The 18635-nt window shown below is 71.2% G+C and carries 11 protein-coding genes and 1 pseudogene; 9 read left to right on the forward strand and 3 right to left on the reverse strand.

Going from position 1 to position 18635, the window contains the following annotated elements:
* The first annotated feature begins 205 nt into the window (after positions 1-205).
* From A6A29_RS20165 to A6A29_RS44830, 4 genes are all read left to right on the forward strand, one after another.
* A complete protein-coding gene (locus A6A29_RS20165) occupies positions 206-8797 on the forward strand; it encodes a type I polyketide synthase (RefSeq protein ID WP_073721609.1) in 8592 nt (2863 codons plus the stop codon).
* Positions 8798-8987: 190 nt separating this feature from the next.
* Positions 8988-9539 carry a GNAT family N-acetyltransferase gene (locus A6A29_RS20170; RefSeq protein ID WP_073721610.1) on the forward strand — a complete coding sequence of 184 codons (552 nt, stop codon included), beginning with the start codon at positions 8988-8990 and terminating at the stop codon, positions 9537-9539.
* A gap of 284 nt (positions 9540-9823) precedes the next feature.
* On the forward strand, positions 9824-10666 hold the full coding sequence (locus A6A29_RS20175) for an alpha/beta fold hydrolase (RefSeq protein ID WP_073721611.1): 843 nt from the start codon (positions 9824-9826) through the stop codon (positions 10664-10666).
* Positions 10667-11398: 732 nt separating this feature from the next.
* Positions 11399-11776, forward strand: coding sequence for a hypothetical protein (locus A6A29_RS44830; RefSeq protein ID WP_143197013.1), 378 nt, complete (start codon positions 11399-11401; stop codon positions 11774-11776).
* A 21-nt stretch (positions 11777-11797) separates the two neighbouring features.
* On the opposite strand, the gene A6A29_RS47560 is transcribed toward A6A29_RS44830, so the two are convergent.
* Positions 11798-12799 (reverse strand): helix-turn-helix domain-containing protein, encoded by a 1002-nt coding sequence (locus A6A29_RS47560; protein WP_073721802.1) that lies wholly within the window; start codon positions 12797-12799, stop codon positions 11798-11800.
* A 275-nt stretch (positions 12800-13074) separates the two neighbouring features.
* Between A6A29_RS47560 and A6A29_RS20195 the strand changes: the two genes are divergently transcribed.
* Together A6A29_RS20195 and A6A29_RS20200 are read left to right on the forward strand one after the other, a co-directional pair.
* Entirely contained in the window at positions 13075-13473 is a 399-nt protein-coding gene (locus tag A6A29_RS20195) for a hypothetical protein (RefSeq protein WP_073721803.1), read from the forward strand.
* Between the two features lie 100 nt (positions 13474-13573).
* Positions 13574-14590 (forward strand): phosphotransferase family protein, encoded by a 1017-nt coding sequence (locus tag A6A29_RS20200; RefSeq protein ID WP_073721805.1) that lies wholly within the window; start codon positions 13574-13576, stop codon positions 14588-14590.
* A gap of 358 nt (positions 14591-14948) precedes the next feature.
* Here A6A29_RS20200 and A6A29_RS20205 read toward each other — a convergent pair whose 3' ends face one another.
* Both A6A29_RS20205 and A6A29_RS20210 read right to left on the reverse strand, forming a co-directional pair.
* Positions 14949-15773 carry a hypothetical protein gene (locus tag A6A29_RS20205; protein WP_073721614.1) on the reverse strand — a complete coding sequence of 275 codons (825 nt, stop codon included), beginning with the start codon at positions 15771-15773 and terminating at the stop codon, positions 14949-14951.
* 66 nt (positions 15774-15839) lie between these two features.
* Positions 15840-16346, reverse strand: coding sequence for a SigE family RNA polymerase sigma factor (locus A6A29_RS20210; RefSeq protein WP_073721615.1), 507 nt, complete (start codon positions 16344-16346; stop codon positions 15840-15842).
* Positions 16347-17151: 805 nt separating this feature from the next.
* Between A6A29_RS20210 and A6A29_RS44110 the strand changes: the two genes are divergently transcribed.
* The 3 genes and pseudogenes from A6A29_RS44110 to A6A29_RS48085 all read left to right on the forward strand — a co-directional run.
* Entirely contained in the window at positions 17152-17343 is a 192-nt protein-coding gene (locus A6A29_RS44110) for a hypothetical protein (protein WP_107468254.1), read from the forward strand.
* A 13-nt stretch (positions 17344-17356) separates the two neighbouring features.
* On the forward strand, positions 17357-17851 hold the full coding sequence (locus A6A29_RS20220) for a DUF2975 domain-containing protein (RefSeq protein WP_241838564.1): 495 nt from the start codon (positions 17357-17359) through the stop codon (positions 17849-17851).
* Positions 17851-18060 (forward strand): annotated as a pseudogene (locus A6A29_RS48085) (helix-turn-helix domain-containing protein); the annotation flags it as partial. The gene A6A29_RS20220 and the pseudogene A6A29_RS48085, both read left to right, overlap by 1 nt.
* Positions 18061-18635 lie beyond the last annotated feature (575 nt).

An 18635-nucleotide genomic window follows, 5' to 3' on the forward strand; every position in this document is an offset into this window, starting at 1 on the left:
GGCATCGGCCCGGGGCATTCCTGTCGGCGGCGACCGGGCCGGTGGGCCGGACCCGGGCCCGATGGTGGGGGCCGACCGGTGAAGAGTGTCCAAGGTCGCGGGAAAGCTGAGGGAGGGACCCGAAGTGGTCCGCCCGTCGCCGGGAGGCAACCCGGTGAACTGTGCGGTCGTCCTCAACGACGGGTCATCTCAAGGAGGTCATACGGTGGGTACGCACGCCGACGTCGTCACATCACTGCCGGAACTGCTCAAGAACCACGCCCGGCGCCTGGGGGACAAGGTCTGTTTTCAGGACCGGCTCAGGCATGTGACCTACCGGGAGCTGGAACGGAGGACCGCGCGGCTGGCCGGTCACCTTGCAGACCTCGGCCTGGCGCGCGGCGACCGGGTGGCCGTACTGCTCGGCAACCGCGTCGAGGCGGTCGAGAGCCTGCTCGCCGTCACCCGGGCAGGCGGCGTGGGCGTACCTCTGGACATCGGGAACTCGGAGGCGGAGCTGACCCGCTTGCTGGATGACAGCGGGGCGCGGGTGCTCATCACCGATGGCGTCTGCCTGACGCGGCGGCCGACGCCGGCAGTGCGACCCGGACTGACCGTGGTGGTGGCCGAAGGCGGAGACGAGGACGGGGCCGAGGACGGGTCCAGGGCCGAGGACGGGGCCGGGGACCGGCTCGCCACGGGTGCGGAAGGTGTTCTGCGGTACGAGGAGTTGGCGGGCACGGAGCCGCAATCGCCGGCCCGGGACGATCTCGGACTGGACGAAGTGGCCTGGCTGCTCTACACCTCGGGCTCCTCCGGCGTACCCAAGGGCGTCCTGTCCACTCAGCGCAACCGCCTCTCGACGGTCGCGACGGGGCTCGTCGGCGTCCTGGGACTGTCCGAACGGGACCGTGTGCTGTGGCCGTTGCCCCTCCACCACGCGATGAGTCAGGTGGTGTGTTTCCTCGGGGTGACCGCGGTGGGGGCGAGCGCGGTGCTGCTGCCCCGGTTCTCGGTGGCGGAGGTGCTCGGCGAACTGCGCGAGGAGGATGCCTCGTTCACCTTGCTCGGCGGGGTCCCCACGACGTATTCGGCGTTGCTCGACGCGGTCCGGGGCGAGCGGAGCGGCATCGACGGCGGCAAGGCCGGCGGCGGTCTCGGCGCCCCCGCGCTGCGGGGTTGCGTCAGCGCCGGCGCCGCGGCGGGGCCCGGGTTCCGCGAGTCCTTCGAGGCCATCTGCGGTGTCCCCTATCTGGAGCACTACGGCAGCACGGAGGCGGGCCCGGTCACCATGCCGGCGCCGGGCGAGGCGATCGTGTCCGGGGCGTCCCGGGCGTGGGGCCGGGTGCTGCCCGGCACCCGGGTCCGGGTCGGCGGAGGCCCCGACGGCCGGGACACGGGTGAGGGCGAGCTGTGGGTCAACGGGCCCGGGGTCATGGTCGGATACCACGGCAGGCCGGAAGCGACCGCGGAGGTACTGCGCGACGGCTGGTTCCGCACGGGTGACCTGGCCAGGATCGATGCCTTCGGTGGGCTGGCCATCACCGGCCGGGCGAGTGATCTGATCATTCGAGGCGGGGTGAACATCCACCCTTCCGAGGTGGAGGCGGTGTTGCGGCGGCTGCCGGGGGTGGCGGACGCAGCTGTGGCCGGGCGCCCGCACTCCGTCTTCGGCGAGGTGCCGATCGGCTATCTGGTCCCCGAGCCCGGTGGCGCCGTGCTGGACAGGGGACGCGTCCTCGCCGCCTGCCGTGCGGAGCTGTCCGGCTTCAAGGTCCCCGTCGAGCTGTTCGAGGTGGCGGAGATTCCCCGTACCGCCTCCGGGAAGACCCTGCGGCGCAACCTCGCGGACCTGCCCGCGCGGGCGCTGGTCGCGGCGGCCACCGGAAAGCCGTCGGAGGACCTGCTGGCCCTGGTGCGGAACGAAGTGGCGGCCGTGCTCGGCTGTGCGCCCCAGGCGGTGGAGCCGAGCACGGCACTGCGGGACCTGGGCATGGACTCCCTGACGGCGACAGTGCTGCGGGAGCGGCTGTCGGCCGTCACCGGCCTGCCGCTCTCCGAGGCCGTCGCCTTCGACTTTCCCACGGCTGCCGCACTTGCCGACCACCTCGGTTCACAGAACGCCGCCGCGCCGTCCGGCACCGGGCCCGTGAACCGGAGCGCGGCCCGGCCGGACGGCGACCCCGTGGTGATCGTGGGGATGGCATGCCGCTATCCCGGAGGCGTGACCTCTCCCGAGGAACTGTGGCGGTTGGTGGCCGACGGGAGGGACGCCATCGGTCCCTTCCCCACCGACCGGGGCTGGGACGCCGAGGCGCTGTACGACCCGGATCCGGGGCGGCCCGGACGGACGTACGTGCGCGAAGGCGGTTTCCTCTCCGGTGCGGACCGCTTCGACCCCGGCTTCTTCGGAATCTCTCCCCGCGAGGCGCTGGCCATGGACCCGCAGCACCGGCTGCTGCTCGAAGTGGCGTGGGAGGCCTTCGAGCACGCCGGTCTCGTCCCCGACGCCCTGCGCGGTTCGGCGACCGGGGTGTACGTCGGGCTGATGTACAGCGACTACGCCCGCCATCTGACAAGGACGCCCGAGCATGTCGAGGGCTACCTCGGCCTCGGCAACGCCGGAAGCGTCGCCTCCGGTCGTATCGCCTACACCTTCGGTCTCGAAGGCCCGGCCCTCACCGTGGACACGGCGTGTTCCTCGTCCCTGGTGGCGCTGCACCTGGCGGCCCAGGCGCTGCGCCGGGGCGAGTGTGCCTACGCGTTGGCCGGTGGCGCCACGGTGATGTCGGGACCCTCATCGTTCGTGGAGTTCAGCCGCCAGCGGGCGCTGTCCCCGGACGGCCGCTGCAAGGCGTTCGGCGCGTCGGCCGACGGCACCGGGTGGGCCGAGGGGGCCGGAATGCTGCTGCTGAGCCGGTTGTCCGAGGCACGCCGCGCCGGACTTCCGGTACTGGCCGTGGTGCGCGGCTCGGCGGTGAACCAGGACGGGGCGAGCAACGGGCTGACCGCACCGCACGGACCGGCGCAGCAGCGGGTGATCCGGCAGGCCCTCGTCGACGCGGGCCTGAATGCCGGAGACATCGACGCGGTGGAGGCGCACGGCACCGGCACCCGGCTGGGGGACGTCATCGAGGCGGAGGCCTTCTTCGCGACGTACGGGGGGCAGGCGCGGCAGCGTCCCCTCCGGCTGGGTTCGGTGAAGTCGAACATCGGTCACACCCAGGCCGCTGCCGGAGTGGCCGGCGTGATCAAGATGGTGCAGGCGATGCGGCACGGCGTGCTGCCGCGCACCCTGCACGCCGACGAACCGACCCCCCGTGTCGACTGGTCCACGGGGCGGATCGCGCTGCTGAGCCGGGCGGAGGAGTGGCCCGCGACGGACCGTCCGCGCCGGGCGGGGGTGTCCTCGTTCGGCATCAGTGGCACCAACGCCCATGTGCTGCTCGAAGAGACTCCGGACGACGAGGAGGCCGCGCTGTCGCATGCGGCAGCGGACGGCGGGGTCGCGAGCGGCCACGTCGGGCCCGGGGCGGTGCTGGAAGGTGCGACACACCCCGGACCGGCCGCGGTGGCCTTTCCGGTGTCGGCCAGGAGCGTGCCGGGGCTGCGGGCCCAGGCGCGACGGCTGTACGACCAGGTGGTCGCCACGCCCGACGTGTCCCTGGTGGACATCGGGTACTCACTCGCCACCACGCGTGCGGCCTTCGAGCACCGGGCCGTGCCGGTGGCCCGGGACCGTGACGGGCTGCTCGGCTCCCTGCGGGCCGTGGCGGAGGACGGCGGCGGGCGCGGAGCGCACACGAGCACGTCCCGCCACCGGGGCCCGCTGGCCCTGCTGTTCACCGGCCAGGGCAGCCAGCGCGTCGGTATGGGCCGTGAACTGTACGAGTCACGGGATCGGTATCCGGCCTTCGCCGCTTCGTTGGACGAGTGCTGTGCCCTGCTCGACACGCTGCTGCCGATGCCCCTGCGGGACGTCATGTTCGCCGAGCCCGGTACGGAGAGGGGCGCGCTGCTGGACACGACCCGGTTCACGCAGCCGGCGCTCTTCGTCCTGGAGACGGCCCTGTTCCGGCAGTTCGAGGCCTGGGGGGTACGCCCCGACCTGGTGGCAGGGCACTCGGTGGGCGAGGTGACGGCCGCACATGTCGCTGGGGTGTTGTCCCTCGCTGACGCGTGCACACTGGTGGCGGCCCGTGGCCGGCTGATGGACGCGCTGCCTCCGGGCGGCGCGATGGCGGCGGTGGCCGCCGGCGCGGACGAGGTGGCCGCCCACCTCGCCGATACCGGGTGTGCGGTGGAGATCGCCGCGGTCAACGGCCCCGCCTCGGTGGTCGTCTCGGGCGACGGGGCCGCGGTGGGGGAAGCTGCCGCGTACTTCCGGAAGCTGGGCCGTTCGGTGACGCCGCTGCGGGTCGGTCATGCCTTCCACTCCGCTCGGATGGAGCCCGTGCTGGCCGATTTCGCGGACGTGGTCCGGCGGCTTTCCTTCGCCGCGCCGCGGCTGCCTCTGATCACCGCCGTGCACGGCCGGGCGGCCACCGACGAGGAGCTGTGCACACCGGAGTTCTGGGTGGACCACGTCCGCCGTCCGGTCCTCTTCGCCGATTCGGTGGCGCACCTGGGCGACCGAGGCGCGGCACACTACGTCGAACTGGGGCCGGACGGGGTGCTCACCGGCCTGGTACGAGACTGCCTCGCCTCCACCGGGCCAATCTCCACCGGACCGGCCTCGACCGGCCTGGCCCCCTCCGGACCGGCCTCGACCGGCCTGGCCCCCTCCGGACCGGCCTCGACCGGCCTGGTCCCCTCCGGACCGGCCTCGACCGGCCTGGTCTCCTCCGGACCGGCCCCGACCGGCCTGCTCTCCTCCGGACCGGCCCCGACCGACCCGGACACGGGCGAGGCGGACGGCGGCAAGCGGGGTCCGGCACCGCTGGTCCTGCCGACACTGCGCGGCACGCGGCCGGAGGCGGACGCCCTGCTCGACACGCTGGCCACGCTGCACGCCCACGGCGTGCCCGTCGACTGGCAGGCCGTCTTCGCCGGGCGCGGTGGCCGCCGCGTCGCACTGCCCACGTACACGTTCCAGCGCCGCCGGTACTGGCTGGAGGCCGCCCCGGAACTTACGCCCGTGTCCCCGACGGCCGAGACCACCCACCCGTTCCTGCAGTCGGCCACCCGCACGGCCGACGACGACGGATTGCTGCTGAGCGGGGTGCTTTCGGTGCGCGAACAGCCGTGGCTCGCCGACCATGTGGTGGCCGGACAGATCTTGCTACCGGCGACCGCCTTCGTCGAAATGGCCCTTCACGCAGGTGAGTTGGCGGGTACGACCATTCTGGACGAGCTCGTCCTGACCGCGCCGCTGCCCTTGCCCCCGGACGGCGCAGTGGCCTTGCAGGTGAAGGTGGCGGGGGCGGACGAAGCGGGACGGCGGACCGTGCTCTTCCACTCCCGGCCGCACACTCCGGCGGGTGACCGGCCCTGGCTCCGGAACGCCGCCGGAACTCTTTCGACGGCACAGCCGCCCCTGGACGGGGGAGCGACCGCCACCGAAACCGGCGGCGCGTCCGGCCAGGACGCGCCCCGGCCGGACGCGTCCTGGCCGCCGGAGGAGACGGTGCCGCTGCATGCCGACGGGCCGGGGACCGGACCGTACGAGCGGCTGGCCGCCGACGGGTTGCGCTACGGCCCCGCCTTCCAGGGTATGCGTGCTGCCTGGAGGCACGGGGAGGAGCTGTACGCCGACGTCGTGCTGCCCGAAGCGGCCCGGACCCCGCGCCCGGAGGCGGGCGGCCCCGACTTCGGCCTGCATCCCGCGCTGCTCGACGCGGCGCTGCACGCCCTGGCCCTGGACAGCCTTGTCACGAACGGTTCCGGGACAGGCAGCCCCGCGGCCGGTGGGCTGTCCCTGCCGTTCGCCTTCAGCGGAGTGCGCGTGCACACCACCCGGGCACAGCGCGTGCGGGTCCGGCTGACCCCAGGGCCCGACGGCCAGGCCGGGGTGGAGCTGACCGACGAGACAGGCGCACCGGTGGCGACGGTCCGATCGCTGACGCTGCGGCCTCTTCCGCGTACCGGCTCGGCGACGGCGGAGGCCGCCACCGCTGCTCTCCACCGGACGGACTGGGTGCCGCTGACCGAGCCGCCCGCACCCGTGACGATGCCCCGCTGGGGGGTTCTGGGCCCGGCGGGCACACCGCTGGTGGACGCCCTCGCGCCCCCGGGTTCCGGCGTTCCGGTGTACCCGGGCCCGGCGGCGTCCGATGCGTCGTCGGCCGTCGTCGTGGCACCGTGCCCGCTGCCGGACACGACCGGCGACGCGCAGGACCAAGCTGCCGGGATGCTGCGCGCAGCGGGCTGGGCGCTGAAGCTCGTGCAGGAGTGGCTGGCCGAACCGCACCTGTCCCGCTCCCGCCTGGTCCTCGTGACGTCCGGCGCCGTCACTTCGGCAGACGACGGTTTCCCGGCGGACGGCACCGCTCGCGGGAATGACGACCGGTCCGGTGAAGCAGCGTCCGTACCGTTGCACGCTCCGGTGTGGGGACTGGTCCGCTCCGCCCTGCGGGAGAATCCGGGCCGCTTCGCCCTGATCGATGTGGACGAACACCCCGGCTCCTGGAGCGCCCTGCCCGCCCTGCTGGCCGCCCCGGTACCGGAGGCGGCCGTACGCCGAGGGGCGGCATACGTACCGAAACTGGTGCCGGTGGCCGAGGCGGCACCGAAGCCGACGAAGCGGCGGCCGCTCGACCCGGAAGGCACCGTCCTGGTCACCGGCGGCACAGGTTCCCTGGGCATGCTGGTGGCGCGGCACCTGGTCACCGCTCACGGAGTCCGGCATCTGCTGCTCGTCGGCCGCCGCGGGCCGGATGCCCCGGGGGCCCGGGAACTCGTCGCGGAGCTGCGGGAGGCGGGCGCCCAGGCGACCGTTCACGCCTGTGACGTCGCGGACCGGACCGCGCTCGCCGCGCTGCTCGACACGGTACCGGCGGCCCACCCGCTGACCGGTGTGGTGCACAGCGCCGGAGTGCTCGACGACGGAGTCGTCACGGCGCTCACCACCGACCGTCTGAGGCAGGTGCTGCGCCCCAAGGCGGACGCCGCCCTGGCTCTGCACGAACTGACCCGGGGACACGACCTGGCCGTGTTCGCGCTGTTCTCCTCGGTGGCGGGCACCTTCGGCTCCGCCGGCCAGGCCAACTACGCCGCGGCCAACTGCGCGCTGGACGCCTTGGCACGACACCGCGGGCGGCTCGGACTGCCCGGTACGTCGATCGTCTGGGGCCCCTGGCGGCAGAACGAAGGAATGATGGAGCACCTCGGCGACGCGGATCGGCAGCGGATGGACCGCGCCGGGTTCGGCCCGCTCGGGCCGGAGGAAGGCCTGGCGCTGTTCGACGCCGCCGTGGCCGGGGACGAACCCGTGGTGGTGGCCGCCCGCCTCGCCCCGGCCGCCCTCCGCGGCTCCGAACCGGCGGCGAACCGGCTCCGCACACCTGCCGCCGACGCCGACGAGGGAGGCGGGGACCGACTCGGCCGGGCGCCGACGACTGCTCGACCCGGCGAGCAGGGCGGGGCGCTGCTCACGAAGGTCCGGACCCTCGCCGCCCGCGTCCTGGGCCATGGGGAGGGGGCGAGCGAGATCGACGAGGACACCCTGCTGGCAGACCTGGGGCTGGACTCCCTGGCCGCGGTCGATCTGCGCAATGAGCTCGCGGCGTGGACGGGGCTGGCACTGCCGTCGACGCTCCTGTTCGACTTCCCGACACCGCGCGCGCTCGCCGCCGAGCTGACGCGGCGATTTGCCGCCGAGGCGCCTCCTGCGGGCGCCGCGCCCGACGGCCCGGGGAGCCCGCAGGCCCGGCCTGAGGCCGCCGGACTTGCGGGCTCCCCGGGCCTACCGGCGGACGACGGCACGGGAGGCGGTCCGGCGGGCAGTCCGGCGGCGGGCACTGGACCGGACGCCCGGATGCGGGCCGCCGACGCACCGCACAGCGGCGGAGCTCCGGACTCCCTGGGCGCACTCTTTCGTACCGCCTGCGCCCGGGGACGGAGCTGGGACGGCATGGTGCTCCTCACCATCGCCGCGCGCCTGCGCCCGGTCTTCGACGGGACCGGGGCGCCCGGTGCGACCCACGAACCCGTCATGCTCACGGCGGGCGGTACAGGCGCCCGGCTGGTCTGTTCCCCCGCGCTCAGCGCCCTGTCCGGACCGCAGGAGTACGCGCGCCTCGGTGCCGGACTGCGAGGGCTGCGCCCGGTTTCCGCGGTGCGGCACCCGGGGTTCGAGCCCCGAGAGGCTCTGCCCGCCACACTGGACGCCCTCGTCACCGCCCAGGCCGACGCCGTCCGCGCAGCCGCGGCCGGAGGTCCGGCGGTACTGCTGGGGCGGTCGGCCGGTGGCTGGGTGGCCCATGCCGTGGCCGAGCGTCTGGAGTCCGAGGGTGCCGCTCCGGCGGCCGTCGTCCTGGTGGACACCTATCCCCCCGGTCACGGTGACCGGGGTCAGGCGCTCTCCGCGATGACCTCGGACATGCTGCGCCGGGCGGGGGAGTTCGCCGCGGCCGAGACCGACCGACTCACCGCCATGGCCGGATACTTCGAGCTCTTCAGTGACTGGAAACCCGCGCCGCTCGCCTGTCCCACCCTGTACGTCCGGGCCCGGGACCTGCTGCCCGGCGCCGAACCCGCCCCGGACTGGATCCTGCCGCACGCCGAGGTCACCGTGCCCGGGGACCACTTCACCATGCTGGAGGAACACGCCCGTACCACCGCACTCGCCATCCACCGGTGGCTCGGCGACCGGGCCTGAGGACGTCCGGGGAACGGTACGGGTGCGGGTGTGCGGAACGGCTACGTCGCACACACCCGTACCCGTACCCGTACCCGTACCCGCGACCAATGCTGTTCGCTGCGGATCGTCATGTGCCCTTGGGCTAGGGGCCGTCCATCGCCGCCGGAAACCAGGTGGCCTCGGCGAACCACCTGGCTATGGTTGGGCCATGCCCGAGCTGAAGCGGCTGCATGTCAGCCATGCCCCGGCGGTCTTGGCCTTCGAGTTGTCGAATCGCGCCTACTTCGCTGCCTCGGTCTCCGACCGCGGCGACGACTTCTTCGCCCAGTTCACCGACAGGTACAACGCCTTGCTGGCTGAGCAGGAGACGGGCATCTGCGCCTTCTACGTGCTCGTTGCCGAGGACAGCTCGGTCCTCGGCAGGTTCAACCTGGTCGACATCGAGGACCGCGCCGCGGAGCTCGGCTACCGGGTCGCGCAGCACGTGGCCGGCCGCGGCGTGGCGACCGCGACCGTCCGGGACGTGTGCCGACTGGCGGCGGCCCAGCACGGGCTGCGCACCTTGCGAGCGGCCACGGCCTGCCAGAATGTCGCGTCCCAAAAGGTGCTGACCAACGCCGGGTTCGTCCCCGTCGGCCGCGTCGACCCCGCCCACATCGGCGGTAAGCCGGGCACCTGGTATCAGCGTGACCTGGTGCTCCAGCCATCCAGCACGATCTTGCCTGGGCACCGGCTGCGGGAAGGCCCCGGCCACCGTTGATCATCGGTGTGTGAAGACCAACGGTCTTGTGCCGACCGCGGGTGACTGCGTAGACCCTGCCTGCTGGCATGAGGTGTCCGAGGGCCTGATCGGCCTGATCGGCCGGGTCGCGAGGGGACACCGGCGCCGTTCGCGAAGAATGTCGCGTCCATGCCGTTGGGGCCATAGATGCCGGTGAACGGCGTGCACCATATGCGCCTCTGAGCACTCCGGGGGCGACCGTTCACCGTACGTCCGACGCGCCGCTTCGGGAGTCGTGTGCTCCTGGCGGATACGGTGATCCGATGACCACTGTCAACGCCCATGAGGTCGTCCTGGGCATCGAGTCCTTCGGTGACGACGCCGCACCACTCGTCCTGCTCGCGGGCGGGACGACGATGCTCTCCTGGCCCGACGCGCTCTGCGAGCGCCTCGCCGCGGGCGGGCGCCGCGTGGTGCGCTACGACCTGCGCGACAGCGGCGAGTCGACGACGGCGGACCCGGAGGCGCCCGCCTACGACCTGCGCGACCTCGCCGCCGACGCGGCGGCTCTTGTCGACACGCTCGGCGGAGGGCCCGCGCACCTCGCGGGGATCGGCGTCGGTGGAATGGTCGCCCAGGTGGCCGTGCTCGACCATCCGGGCGCGTTCTCGGCGCTCACCCTGGCCGGCACCCGCGCGGTCGCGCCCGGCCCGCCCGACGACGACCTCCCCGACCATGACCAGGCGACGATGGGCCGGCTGTTCGCGCATCCGATGCCCGACTGGACCGACCGCGAGGCGGTGGGGGAGTTCGCTGCCGCCGGTGCGGAGATCCTCGGCGACGACCCCGTCGCCGCGCGCGCGATCGCCGAGCGCATCTGGGACCGCACGCCCGGCACCGTACCCCCGGTCCAGATGGCCAACCAGATGGGCATGGTGTTCTCCAAGCTCGACTGCAAACCCCGCTGGCGCGAGCGCCTGCCCGAGGTCGAGGTGCCCACGCTCGTCGTTCACGGCCGCCGCGACCGGTTCTTCCCGGTCGGCAATGGCGAGGCGATCGCGCGCGAGATCCCTGGGGCGCGGCTGCTCGTCCTCGAAGAGGCCGCCACCGCGATCCCCGATGCGGCGGCACGGGAGGTCGCCGAGGCGATGCTCGCGCTCGGGTAGAGGACGGCGTGTGCCGCGCGGGTACGGCATCCGCGCGGCAGTGGATGTCGGGGGCCCGGCACGGCCGTGCGCCCGCGCCTGCGGAACTCGCGATGAACTGGGTGCGGTCGTTTCTGTACCCGCCGTCAGAACGGACACCGGCGGACGGCCGGCACGGTACTGGAGTCGACCGACACCAGCCGCTGGTGGAGACTCACCCGCGATTCGTAGCGTTCAGGTGCATCCCGCCGCGCGACCGCGGTCCGGAACCACCGCACCATCCCGTTGAGGACCGTCCGGTCGTCCAGCCGAGACCGCCCCGACGAGGTCCGGGGCAACAGTGGTTGCACCGGCGCCCACTCGGCCGCGATGCCGGACCGCCGTGATTCGGCCACGGATGCACCAGCGGCAACGGCCGACCGCCTGCTGCTCCCACGGGCGAGAAGACCGCCCCGGATGGCGACGGCTGACAGACTGGACGACGTACTCCTCGAAACTGGTGGTTGCCTGCGCGGGTCCTGTCTGGCCGAGCCCTCGCCGAAGCGCTCAACGGCCGTCCTGCAGTGCACTTGCGCGCAAAGTCCAGGGTTCTCGCGCTGGTTGCCCATGACGGCCCGCACGCGTGAAGGACAGAATCCAGAGGTGCCGGAGTGGATGACGACCTCCTCCCCTCGACCTGCCGCAAGGCCACTCGTCGGCGTGCATGAGGCGATCGCACTCCGGCCACTCGTACTCACCAAAGGAGCTTTGGCTATGCGCAAGACTTTCGCCGGCATCGCAGGGGGCGTTCTGGCGCTCTCCGGTTTCCTGGCAACTCCCGCAGGTGCCTCCGCGCAATCCGAGGTGGCAGTGCGGTCTGCGGCTCCTTCCGCTGACTGCACGCACTTCTATCGAGAGAGGGCCGAAGGCGCCACGGAGGGATACATCTGTGGGAATGTGGCCACGGGCTGGGTGCGGGACGACAGCGCGGACGGGCGGTGTCCCTTCACCCGATTCTGGGACCGGTGGACCAACGAGGCGGTCGACGGCCCGCAGGTTGGACCCAAGGGCGCGCAGATCGATTTCCGGGTGGCCACGACGACCAACAACCCCCTTCTCGGCTATGCCTCGATCGAATGGCGCAGTTGCTGACGCTGAACCGCAGTCGGCATTTCAGGATGCAGACGGTCGGCCATCGGCAGGGAGTGCCACTCCGTGGCGGTGATCCTGGGGCGTGATCCCGTAAGCCACGCGGAAGGTGCGGCTGAACAAGGTCGCGTCGGTGAAGCCCCATTGTGCGGCGATGGCGCGGATCGGCAGCGTACGTAGGCGCGGATTGCTGAGCGCGGCTCGCGCGCCCTCCAACCGCCGATGGCGGATCGTCGCGGAGACGGTCCGCTCCCGCTGCCGGAACAGGGCGTGGAGTGTGCGGACGGATATGTGGTGGTGTGCGGCAATGTCCGAGGGAGACAGCGTCTGATCCGTGAGGTTGGCGTCGATGAAGTGGTCGATACGCGCCAGCAGCACTCGGGTGCGGGACTCCGGCTGTACCCGGTCGAGCAGGCCGAGCCGACGCGCGAGGAAGGCGGTGGCCAGGTCCAGGGTTGCGGGCCCGAGCGCTCTGCAGTCCTGCTCGGTGAGTGTGGGGCCCTGGTCCATGATGCTGCACAGGTGGCGGGCCAGGACAACGCCCATGCCGTCGGCGGCCGGGAGATTCCGGACGAGCAGGTGATCGATCTTGGCGTGTGGCAGCGGGAGGAGCGCTCGCGGGAGGTGCACGATGACGGCGCGCGGGGCGTCCATCGGACTGCCGCTGACGGCTCGGCCGACGTAGGGGAGTGAGGAGCTCCACATGAGGAACTCGCCGACGGTTGCCCGGACATCCTCGCGCGCCTGGGACACCCACATCTGGCCGCTGAGAACCAGGGTCAACTCGTATGTCTCCGGATCCGACTGGCGGATCAGCTCCGTAGTCCGTTGTGACCGTATGGGAGGAAAAGCCAGGGTGCTGGTTTGCACCGGTCCCATCGTCAAAGAGGCAAAGCTGCCCGTGAATTCGGCCGCGTGACTACTGGCATTCCGGGTGGGCGCCACGCCGCGGTTGACAGTCTCGCACCACCAGTCGAACCTGTCCTCGGGTGGCAACGCGCTGCTGTCGAAGTACACGTACGCCATCGTTCGCCTCTCCCGGATCCCATGGTCCTTTCCACTGTCGGTGGTGGTCGCGTACAACACAACGCACCCGCCAGCCATGCGCTCCGCGCGGCGGACACGGCTGAGAACAGGTGATCGCGCCGACGTAGCCGGGCGTCGGGCCGTACGAGGTCCGCCGGCCGGACACGCGCCGGCGCGGTGGCAGACCACCCGGCCCGCACACGCCACCGGAAGATGTCGTGTGCTCGCCATGGGCACCGGTCGATCGTCACCCTGTGTCGGTGGTGTGCGGCAGGATGGCCGCCGTGGATACCGAGATACTGATAGATGTCTGGCAGCGGCTTCTCGCCGACCCTCGCAAGTCGTGGGTGCTGTTCGAGCACGGCACTTGTGTCGTGCTGACCGCCCCGAATGGAGAGCTTGCTGAACAGGCCACCGAGATCCTGAAGAAGTTCGGCCCGGCGCATGCCGGATCTTCGGCAGGAGACTTTGGGGTGATCGACCTCAAAGACGCCGAGGGATGGGTCGTCACCGGGCACCACAATGACGTCCTTACCTATGTCGGCCCTGATGAGCCTCAAGGTCAGTCAGAGGTCGCTGTCGGGCTGTTCGGACGTTCCAAGCGCCATCGGGATGGCGCCGAACTTCACATCGTCCATGTCGAGGACAAGCGAGGCTCAGCGGACCCGGCGTGAGTAGCTGCGCCTCACCGTCGGTGGTCGCGGGGGCATTTGGCCTTCATGAGTCAGCACGACGAAGCATGTCCGGGTCCGTCGGGGAGGAGCGAAGATGAGCATGTCCCACGAGAATCCTGCTGAGGCGGCCGCCGCCATTCTGGGGGAAGTCGGTGTGCGGGGACGGGAGTCGGCCCAGTACGCCGCGCTGACCGGTGGAACGTACAACACCGTTCTCCGGATCACTCTGGACCGGGGAAGCGACTGGGTGCTGAAGCTTCCACCGCGTTCGGCTGAAGGGCTGGCGTATGAGCGTGGGCTGTTGACGGGCGAGGTCACTTTTTACGAGTCCGCCGTGACGGTCGATGACGCCGGCATCGTGCCTCGGGTGGTCCACAGCGATACCGGGGCCGCCGCGGACACCGGCCCCTACCTGATCATGACGGCCTGCCCCGGTAGTCCCTGGCACGAGGTCGCCGATTCTCTGGAGGACGGCGAACAGGGGCGGCTGCGGGAGGAGTTGGGGCAACTGGTGGCGCGCCTGCACGCGGTGACCGGGCCGGGATTCGGCTACCCCGCGCAGCCGCTGGGGCCGTTGACACCGACCTGGCGGGAGGCGTTCACCACGATGACCGGTGCCGTGCTGGACGACGCGGAGCGGTACGCCGCGCGGCTTCCGCGTTCCACCACCGCCATCCGGGAGGTGTTCGCCGCCGCGTCCGGCGTGCTGGACGAGGTGACCCGGCCCGCGCTGGTGCACTTCGACCTCTGGCAGGGAAACCTGCTGCTCTCCGGGCCGCCCGGCGCCGTCCGGCTGAGCGGGCTGATCGACGGCGAGCGGATGTTCTGGGGCGATCCGGTGGCCGATTTCGTCTCGCTGGCGCTCTTCGCCGACATGGAACAGGACAAGGAGTTCCTGACCGGCTATGCGAGGGCCGGTGGGGAGGTCGTCTTCGACGACTCGGTACGGCTGCGTCTCGCGCTCTACCGGGCGTACCTCTACCTGATCATGCTGGTGGAGGTGGAGCCCCGCAAGGCTGCGCCTGCCGACCGGGAGTGGGCGTGGAGCCATGTGGCCCCCCAGCTCCTCTCGGCCCTGGACGACGTGGAATCGGGGCTGCACGGTGGCCGCCAGTGATCGCGATACTCACTTCGAGGGTTGCCCGGGGAGTTGCGCGTATTGAGGTTGCTGCCCGCGTTCCGGCTACGGGAGCGAGTCGCACCTGTCGCGGATGAGGTGCTGGACCGCTGCTGCCCGCGACCGGCTCGCGGCCGTGACCGGGCCGACACCGCGGTGCCCGGGAGTTCCCGGCTACTCGGGAGCCAGTCGGACCGACCGCCGGATTGGCTGCTGCCAGTGGGCCTACCTGCCAGGCGGCGCGGTGTACTCCTACTGCGAACGGCGACGGGGCGACATCACACCGACCAGAACCTCCGTGCCCTGCCGACGCGGCAGGGCACGGAGGTTCTGCCCCCATTTTCGGCAAGGCAATGGGTCAGCCGACAGCGTTGAGGATCGGTGCCCAGGTGGGGCCGGTGAGTGCGGCCACCGCCTGCTTCTGGGTGAGCGGGGGAGCGTCGCGGGTCGGTTTCGGCCTTCCGTTGCCGGAGTCGCCGGTGGTGTTCCACTGCACCATCTGAAGCTGGGCGCCGGTCGATTTCAGGGTCACCGTCGTCGTCCAGCGGTGAGCGATCTCGGAGTCGGGGACGGGGTCTGCACCGATCGGCTGCCTTTCCGCGATCTTCTCCGACATCACCAGGGCTCCGCCGGGAAGCGCGGCGCTGCTGGGCAGTTCGCTCAGCTCGCAGGTGTCGCCGGCCTCGGCACGCCCGGCCGTGCCGTCGCAGTTCAGCCCTTCGCCGTCCCCGAGCGGCAGCCTGAGCCGCTGGGCCGAGACACCGACAGCGGCGGCGCCGTGCCCGTCGTTCACGTCCGTCCCGCCGTTGGCGACCCACCCGCCGGACGGGTCCGAGGGGTCGTTGCTCTGCCCATTGTCCTGGCCGAACCGGCTCCCGGGGAACGTCTTCTTCACCGCGTCGATCATCTGAGTACCGGTGATCGCGGAACGCGGCATCGCCAGCGCCACCGTCTCCATACCGGACTCCGCCGGGCGACTCCCGGCAAGCACACCAGGAAGCACCAGACCGGCTGCCGCGACCGCCGCGCAGGCCCCGACCCCGGCCATGACAACCACGTTACGCCGGCGCCGGCTGCGGCTCCGCCCACGCTCCACGGCTCCGCCCGTGAGCGCGGTGAGATCGGGTTCGAGGGACTCGGTCGTACGGTCCAGGGCACGTGCGAGATCTGTTTCGAACGGCATACTGACATCACCTTCTCTGTCATTGACGGGAATTCTGCGACGGGTCCGACCCGTGGGTACCGGCACTCAGTGCACAACCAGGTCCGACAGACTGTCACCGAGCAACGCACGCACCCGGTTCAGTGCCCGGGTGCCCTGCGAACGGACCGCGCCGCTGCTCAGCCTGAGCATCCCGGCGGTCTCCTCGACACTGCGGTCCTCCCAGTAACGCAGCAGCAGCACCGCCCGGTCCCGGGGCGGCAGCTGACCGAGCGCGTCCAGCAGAGTGACCCGCAAAGCCGCATCCGGGCCCGCCGCCGCACTGTCGGGCACACTCCCGACGGGACGCTCCCCGGTGCTCCGCCGACGCCGCAGACTGAGGAAAGTACGGACCAGAACCGTCTGGGCATAAGCCGCCGGACTGTCCGCCCCCGCCACCCGCTTCCAGTGCACATACACCCGCCCGAGAGTCTCCTGCACCAGATCCTCGGCTAGATGCGTGTCCCCCGCCGCCAGCACATACGCCGACCGGTACAACGCCTTCGCCCTCACCGCCACGAACTCCAAGTACTCATCCTCCTGTGCTGATTTCACTCGACCCCGCCTGTTCTCTTGTTCCGTGATCCCCGCGCATACCCCCTTTGACTACGCGACACGGCAGGATGTCACGCAGCTCGAACACGTTCTTTCCCCCGGCCGGGCACGGCCGACGGTCGGCGGGGCGGCCGGTACCGCACTCAATCCGATCAACAACTATCTGGGAATCCCTGCGGGGACCAGGCCCTGGACCTGGCGCACACCTGGATGGGGCAGATCAACGCGGCCGGGGTCGAGTGGCTTCCGGGGTGCAGGGCCACCGCGATCACACAGATCGAGGATCCCAGGAAGACCGGGACCGAGGACTCGTCCCTCTATCCCACGTACAAGCTCGCCATCCAGAGGACCGACGGCAAAGGTCCCGTCGACCTCTACGCGGGGATGGTGCTGATCGCCGCGGGCCTCAAGCCCAACCGGCTCGGATGTACAGGCGAAGAGCAGTACTTGGGCCGAGGTGTGTACTACGGCACGCTGCCGACCGACATCGCCAGGGCAAGGAAAGAACGAGTCATCGGGATCGTGGGCGCTGGAGACACCGCCTCCGTAGCCGCGATCCTGCTCGCCGAGGAGAAGGAGAAGGAGAAGGCGAAGGACCCGGCGCAGAAGCTGCAGGTGGCCATGTTCGTCCGGGGCGAATTCGGCAAGGACACGATCCCCGGCAATGTGGACAGGGTGAGGGAATACATGGACTGGCAGTTCATCACGGTCTACGAAGGGACGGAGGTTTTCAGCTGCGTGGGGAAAGACAGGAAACTGACCGGCGTCGAGTTCGGGAAGACCGGGCTCGCTCACGACGACGGGGGTGGACGCCATCTTCGCCGCAGGGGACGTGCGCGAGGGCGCGGTACGACGCATCGCGGCCGCCGTGGGAGAAGGTGGGGCGGCCTCCCTGGACATGAACGCCTATGCGGTCACGGACGGCACATGGCAGACGGCCATCAAGGAGGGGACAGCGCTCTACAAGTACTACGAGGCCACAGCACCCAGGAACTAGCCGGACACCGGGCATGCTCGACGACGGTGCGGTCTGGGTACAGACGGGCTTCTGGCGCCATGCCCCATTGGCGCCGGACAGGCTGCCGATCACCAAGGGCGCGGCGGCGTCCAGCAGTGCCACGGACCTCTGTCAGAACAGCCCCTCCGTGGGGCAGCGCGCCGCAGACCTCGGGGGAGCGCTGCCCTGGCTGCTGTTCGGTTCCCTCGCGCTGCTGCTCTTCTCCCGGCTGCTGAGGACGACCGTGCTCCAGGGGCCGTTCACCGAGGCGGTGTCGCGACGGCTCTCCGTTCTCGGCTGGTTCGTCGCCGTGGGTACGCCGCTGACTGGCCTCGTCGTCGGCTGGTCGCAGTCCTGGCTCGTCGGAAGCATGGTGCCGGTCGCGGATTCCGGGCCGGCGGTCTCCGGGTCGCAGGTGCTCGTCCTCGCAGGCCTCGCCGCAGTGATCATGGGAAGGATCATGCGCGAGGGCGTGCGCACGCGAAAGGACCTCGAAGGGACCATGTGATGCCTGAAGAGGAGCTCCACGCGATCCGGATCCACCTCGACCGGCTTCTCGCCGAGCGTGGCATGACGCTCACCGAACTGTCCGCGCAGGTGGGCATCACCATGGTCAACCTGTCTGTGCTCAAGTACGGGCGGGCCAAGGCCATCCGCTTCTCGACCCTGTCGAGGATCTGCGATGTCCTGGGGCCAACGGATGGACAGATTTTTTCCCGACCTACGGGGTGCCTAGCCTCGGGGTGTACGGGGTGTACGGGGTGTACGGGGCGGAGGTGCGGCCGGTGTCGGGAATGCTGGACCACTCAGCGGAGCAGCATGCAGTCGGTCAGCCGCTGCACAGAGGCCGCCTGCTTCCTGATCCGTCGTTCCCGACCTCATCACCACCGTGGACGCAACCTGCGCTTCACGCATCGCCATCCGTGGACCGAGCTCCTCGCCCCGCGTTTCTGCGAGGTCCTGTCGGGCTGGGGATCCCCGCAGCCCGGATCGCCTCGCAGTTCCGGGCGTCCGTCGCGGAGAACCTCGCGCCCAGCGACACGACGCAGGCCACCGGCTTTCAGGCGCCGGACATGTGTGCGCCCTTCCCGAACGCGGTGAACCCGCACGTCCCCTGGGTCGCGGACATCGTGGCCGGGTGGATCGAAACCGCCGGACTCACACCCACCGACGGGGCGCGCGAGCGGATGCGCCGCACCGACCCTGACGGTGCGGCGGCCTACACCTGGTCGCATGCCGGTTTCCAGGATCTGATCCTGGAAACCCGGTGGCTCGCCACGGTCTTCCGCCTC

Origin of the sequence: Streptomyces sp. TSRI0281 (genome assembly GCF_001905125.1) — a bacterium.
Classification (GTDB): Bacteria; Actinomycetota; Actinomycetes; order Streptomycetales; family Streptomycetaceae; genus Streptomyces.